Annotated in this window: 4 protein-coding genes and 1 riboswitch; all 4 genes read right to left on the reverse strand. The window is 36.4% G+C overall.

Annotated features, from left to right (window positions below; translation table 11 throughout):
• Window positions 1-61: 61 nt before the first annotated feature.
• A complete protein-coding gene (locus tag Q7P22_RS09300) occupies window positions 62-325 on the reverse strand; it encodes a hypothetical protein (RefSeq protein ID WP_303863523.1) in 264 nt (87 codons plus the stop codon).
• A gap of 920 nt (window positions 326-1,245) precedes the next feature.
• On the reverse strand, window positions 1,246-2,313 hold the full coding sequence (gene cobT, locus Q7P22_RS09305) for a nicotinate-nucleotide--dimethylbenzimidazole phosphoribosyltransferase (protein ID WP_303863525.1): 1,068 nt from the start codon (window positions 2,311-2,313) through the stop codon (window positions 1,246-1,248).
• Between the two features lie 93 nt (window positions 2,314-2,406).
• Window positions 2,407-3,678, reverse strand: a complete 1,272-nt coding sequence (gene bzaB, locus Q7P22_RS09310; protein WP_303863527.1) for a B12 lower ligand biosynthesis ThiC-like protein BzaB — start codon at window positions 3,676-3,678, stop codon at window positions 2,407-2,409.
• A 12-nt stretch (window positions 3,679-3,690) separates the two neighbouring features.
• Window positions 3,691-4,986, reverse strand: a complete 1,296-nt coding sequence (gene thiC / locus Q7P22_RS09315; protein ID WP_303863528.1) for a phosphomethylpyrimidine synthase ThiC — start codon at window positions 4,984-4,986, stop codon at window positions 3,691-3,693.
• A 248-nt stretch (window positions 4,987-5,234) separates the two neighbouring features.
• Window positions 5,235-5,414, reverse strand: a riboswitch (cobalamin riboswitch).
• Window positions 5,415-5,895: the final 481 nt, after the last annotated feature.

Here is a 5,895-nt window from a genome sequence, read left to right on the forward strand (position 1 = left end):
GTAAATATTTACATCAAAATTTGCTTTATTCCGCAAATACCTACCTCTCATATTATGATACTCAATTTCTTATTATGATTTCTTTGATTAATCTAAAAAGGAAAATATCAATAGTTACAGCTACTCCCAAAAATATAAGCTTAACAATTAAGCTACTATCCATAGTTGCCATTAGATAAATAAAAAACGCCATAACACTTAAACAAAGTGCCATAATTATGGCAAACAAAATGTACCTTATTGGCTTGGGAACTCGCTTTGAATTTGATCCTTTTACAGCTACCTTAATAATAATTTCTAAAATGATTTCTATTAAATCGTCCATATAGATCTCCCTTTTAAGTGTAATATTCCTTAATTATTTAGAATTAAATTTTAAATCTTTTGTTTTAATATTTTCCATCGTGCATAAATTCATTATTGTGGAAAAGTCTATAAAAACTGTTCGTCACGCGAGGTCAAAGACCTCCCCTACAACTTAGATACCAATAGGTAGGGGCGCACCTTTGGTCGCCCGTTTGCACGACGCAATGTACTACAATTACGAACTAATAAATGGAGTTTAATTAAAAAAATCATACTAAAATATGTAATCGTAGTGTAAATAAATGTAAAATATCCTAAATGCCGTGAAAAATGCACCTCTCAAAATTAGATATTGTCATATTCTCGAGGTGCATTTCTGCAGTTTATCGTATCCTATATACTAGTCCTCTAACTTTTTATTGTCAAATATTAGATGTCCAATATATACAGTTAAGCTAATTAAAAATCCTGTAACAACATAGTATACAAACTTATCCAAATTAAGGCTAGTCATAATGATAAGTATAGCTGTTGTTAATACAAAATTAAATAAAAAATGAAATACTTTCATGCTATCACTCCATCTTTACAACAAATATAATATCATTATGATATGATCCACGATTTCTCACTTTTAGTATAACAAACGATTGTTAGAAAACAAGGGAGATGTTGCATTTAGCCGTTTTGACGTGGCATTTTTCACAATAGGGACTTTGCTATAGGGATATCAAACACTTGACCAAGACTTTTTAGTCGTATAATAGATTGATTGGGATCAAAAATTGCTCCACTGTTTTCAGACATCTTAAGTGGATCTTAGGCTCTTGTAGATGAGAAAAGATGTCTAACTGTACTGCCGAAAACAAAACCTCTGAGCTCCAATAAGAAGTAGCCAAGTCTTGTAAATACTGCACTCCATTGCCATTAGTCGCCAAATTAAGCACCTGGTGTCACCCCTGCTGCTTCGTAACTCAAGACATTATTGATTACTGCAGCAGCCCCTTCCACGATATTCATAGCCAAAGCTGCGCCTGTTCCTTCACCTAATCTAAATCCCAGATCCAGTAAAGGCTTTAGATTTAAGGATTTCCACATATAATTGTGACCTGGTTCTTGGGATTTGTGTCCAGCAATCATATAATCTACAGTATTACAGTTTAGACCATAGGCAATTAGTGCTCCAGCAGTAGAAATAAGACCATCTACTATAACAGGAATCTTATAATATGCGCAGCCTAATATTACCCCTGCTATGCCCCCAATCTCATATCCTCCTACTTTAGAGAGAACATCGATAGGATCATTAGGATCTGGTTTATTTAGTTCAATGGCCTTTTCAATAACCTTAATTTTATTGTTCAATCTCTTATCGTCAATTCCCGTACCTCTACCAGTTACATCTGCTACCTTTTGGCCAGTCATTACAGAAAGTATAGCACTACTAGGCGTAGTATTGCCTATGCCTAGATCCCCTGTAGCAATTAATTGGGCTAATTTCTCATTTATCGCTTTTTCTACAGCCTTAATTCCTACTAGGATGGATTTCTCAGCTTCTTCACGAGTCATTGCTGGTCCTTTTTTCATATTTCTAGTACCGTATCCTATCTTCCAAGGAATTACAGTTCCCTGTTTAACATAGTCATCTAAATCTACTGCAACGCCAACATCAACAACCATCACATCCGCATGAACCGTATCTGCCAATGCGTTAATACTAGCACCCCTATGGGATAGATTGTCAATCATCTCAATAGTGACCTCTTTTTTACAAGCACTGACCCCTTCTTCTACAACCCCATGATCCCCTGCCATTAGAATGACGCATTTATTCTCAACAGTTGGTTTTAGCGTCTTCTGTATGGCAGCTAATTGTTTGGCTATATCCATTACCACACCTAAACTCCAATGAGGTATAGCCAAAGTTTCTAAATACTCGTGCGCTCTCTCCTTCCACGCCACATCCAAAGGTTCTATATCCGTTACATAACTTAAGAGACTATTCATCTCTAATCACTCCTCAACCTTTTCATATATTAGGAAACTGCAGAAATGTATTATCAATTCCCTTCTTTGTTTCTGCAGTTCTTGTGACTGGCTTTACCTATTTAAAAAATATCTTGCTGCAACTTGCATAGCCTCGTCTTCTATGCCATTGACATCCTGTATACCACTTGCAAAGGCATTCTTTAGCTTGTCTGGATAAATAGCATGGTCTATTTGCCCCTGAATATCATTGTCTACTCTTGCTTTGCTCATATTGTATTCACTTTGTAATACATGGGGTCTTTTGCGAGCGATATTTGCTGCCCTGGCTGCTATTCGAGTAGATATTACCCCTGTCCTTACATCCTCTTCATTGGGCAAACCTAAATGCTCTGCCGGAGTTAAATAGCAAAGGAAATCTGCACCATACATACCTGCAAATGCTCCACCTATTGCGCCGGTAATATGGTCGTAACCAGGTGCGATATCTGTAGCTAAAAAGCCTAATATATAGTAAGGAACATTGTGGCATAATTTCTTTTGTAGTTCCATAGTCGTTCTTATATGATTAAGTGGTACATGACCTGGTCCCTCAATCATTACCTGAACGCCTTTTTCTAAAGCTCTTTTTGTAAGATCTACTGCAACCATTAAGCCTTTTATTTGTGCCTGATCTAATGAATCTGCAGTAGAACCAGGGCGAATGGCATCTCCAATACTGAGCACCACATCATAAGCCTTCATAATTTCTAGAAGACGGTCAAACTCCTCGTACAATGGATTTTCCTTTTGATTTTCAAGCATCCAACCTGTTAAAAAGGATCCACCCCTACTTACCACGTCTGTGACTCTGCCCGTCTTTTGGAGAGTATGAATCATGTCAAAGTTTAGCGCACAGTGTATGGCCATAAAATCCATTCCATCTGCAGCGTGCTTTTCAATGGTGTTAAATAAATCGTCTGAAGTCATATCGATAATACTTCCCTTATTTTCAATGGCTTCCACACCAGCCTGGTAAACTGGCACACTTCCCATAGCTACTGTTGCAAGGGATAAAGACTGTTTTCTCATACCATCAATGTCTCCCCCTGTGCTCAAATCCATAAATGAGTGGCAACCTGCTTCTTCTGCAATCTTTAATTTTTTCGCTTCCATTGACATCTGATCTCGATCACTAGATGTTCCAAATAGAGCGTTTACTTTGACATCTAATCCTCTTCCTATGCCACAGATGTTTTTACGATCCCTCAATCTATTTTTAGGAATGACAATATTTCCTTTGGCTACCCCTTCCCGTATAAATTCAATATCAACATTTTCCTGAAGAGCTACTTTTTCCATTTCTTCCGTATACTTTCCACTTCTTGCTGCATCTATTTGATTCATAATGAATTCCCCCTAACCTACTTTTTCTTTGCTTAAGAATTTTGAAACGATTTTCATTGCACAGTATTTGCCACACATAGTACACTCTGATGAAAAATCATCACTTCGTTCCGTCCAAACTTGTCTAGCACACTCTGGATCTATAGATAATGCAATTTGTTTGTCCCAGTCTAGGTTTTTTCTGGCTTTTGACATTTCTAAATCCCATGTTACCGCTTTTTCATTACCTTTTGCTATATCCGCTGCATGAGCTGCAATTCGAGCTGCTATAACCCCTTGATGCACTTGTTCTTTACTAGGCAAACCTATATGTTCTGCTGAAGTAACATAGCAGATAAAATCTGCACCTGCATAGGCACTGATCGCTCCGCCTATGGCCGCGCTGATGTGGTCATAACCAACAGCAGTATCTGTCACCAAAGGACCAAAAACAAAGTAAGGTGCTCCTTTACATAAACTCTTTTGGATCTTAACAGTTGTCTCTATCTGATCAATTGGCACATGCCCAGGTCCTTTTACCATCACCTGAACTCCTGCATCTCTAGCTCTAGTGATCAAATCACCTAAAACAATATACTCTTGAACTTGTGAACTAATAAGAGAATCCTGAGTACATCCAGGTCTCATAGCATCTGCAAAACTTAGAACAATATCGTATTTGTATGCGATCTCTAATAGTCTGTCAAAATTTTCATATAAGGGATTTTCTACATTATGATGAATCATCCAGCCAATTAATCTAGAGCCACCGTAACTGACTAGGGGATCAAGTCTTCCCTCCTTCTTAACCCTATTAACTACTTCCATGGTGGTACCACAGTGAAGTGCAAGGAAATCGATTCCATCTATTGCATGTCTCTCTATAACCTCAAATAAATCCTCTATGGTCATTTCAAGAGAAGAACCCTTTTTCTTCTTAGCCTCAGCCATAGCCTGATACAATGGTAACGATCCCATTGGTTTTGTAATAGTAGTTAGGGCTGTCCTTCTCATAGTATCTATATCATTTATTACGCTTAAATCCATAATTGTATCTGCTCCAGCAGAGACAGCAGTAAAAATCTTATCTAGTTCATTTGCTACGGTATCATTTTTATCATACATTCCGACGCTGGCACTAACTTTTGTAGATAGGCCTGCGCCAACAGCTACTGGTACAGCCTTCACATGATTTTTACTTTTTAGAATGACAATTTCGCCATTTGCAATTCCTCGTCTAATAAATTCTTCACTCACCCCCTCAATAATTGCTACTTGTTTCATTTCATCTGTAATGATTCGTTTTTTAGCACTTTCTAAGATGGTCATAGTAGTCCTCCCTTTTTAATCAACTTTGTAGCTATGCTACTTATTCATTTTATAGTTAAGGAATAACCTAATACTGCTTACTCAGATCCATATTAACCATCAATAAGGTATTTTTATCAATTGTATGGTTAGTATGTGAGGTTTTAGCTAGTAATTAGAGTTTTCCTTTTCTAACATTAAACTGTTTTCACTCATTATTTCACGAAAAAAAGTCCACAGTCTAATGACTGTGAACTTTACCGTTATTCACATATTTATAATTATCTGGCAGGTCTCCTGACTTCCGCATCATCGTAAATTTGCGCCTTCCCGTAATGAAACAGTGGCATTTAGCAAATTACTCTTCGGTTACAGTGGTGGGTCCGTGCAGGAATTGAACCTGCTTCCCTATTATCCTCTACAAAGGCACCAAAATAATTACATAACATATATATTGACATCATTATAATCATAACTTAATAAATTTGTCAATATTTTTTATATACAAATTATAACAACTGTTGGATATTTTAATTATTTTTCTTACAAAAAACAAGCATTACAGTGCAGAATTTAAATAGGATGCAGTTACCTATTATTATTCATATTGTAAATATATTATAAATCAGCTACTAATCATAACCGCATCTCCTCAAATCTAGAAATATTCAATCTATATCTTGTTTTATTCTTTTAATTATTTATACAACTTCATTATAAACCACCAATCTATATGTTTCAATTCGATTGTTTCATCCCTCCATCCACACGAATAATTACTTCTATTATCCCATCATTGTTTTCTATGCAAAAAAGGACAAAACTTCCTTATGAAAAGTCTTGTCCTATTTCTTCTTAAACACAGATTTATTTACCTGATACCTTATTTCTTTTTAGCACCAAAAACGCCTTCACGGTATGCACTGATGT

It is taken from the genome of Alkalibaculum bacchi (assembly GCF_937875145.1).
GTDB classification, from domain to species: Bacteria; Bacillota; Clostridia; order Eubacteriales; family Alkalibacteraceae; genus Alkalibaculum; species Alkalibaculum bacchi_A.

Bases quoted from the DNA above. Each gene is read 5' to 3' on its own strand.
- Q7P22_RS09300 (WP_303863523.1), bottom strand. From the start codon at position 325: ATGGACGATTTAATAGAAATCATTTTAGAAATTATTATTAAGGTAGCT.
- cobT (WP_303863525.1), bottom strand. From the start codon at position 2,313: ATGAATAGTCTCTTAAGTTATGTAACGGATATAGAACCTTTGGATGTG.
- bzaB (WP_303863527.1), bottom strand. From the start codon at position 3,678: ATGAATCAAATAGATGCAGCAAGAAGTGGAAAGTATACGGAAGAAATG.
- thiC (WP_303863528.1), bottom strand. From the start codon at position 4,986: ATGACCATCTTAGAAAGTGCTAAAAAACGAATCATTACAGATGAAATG.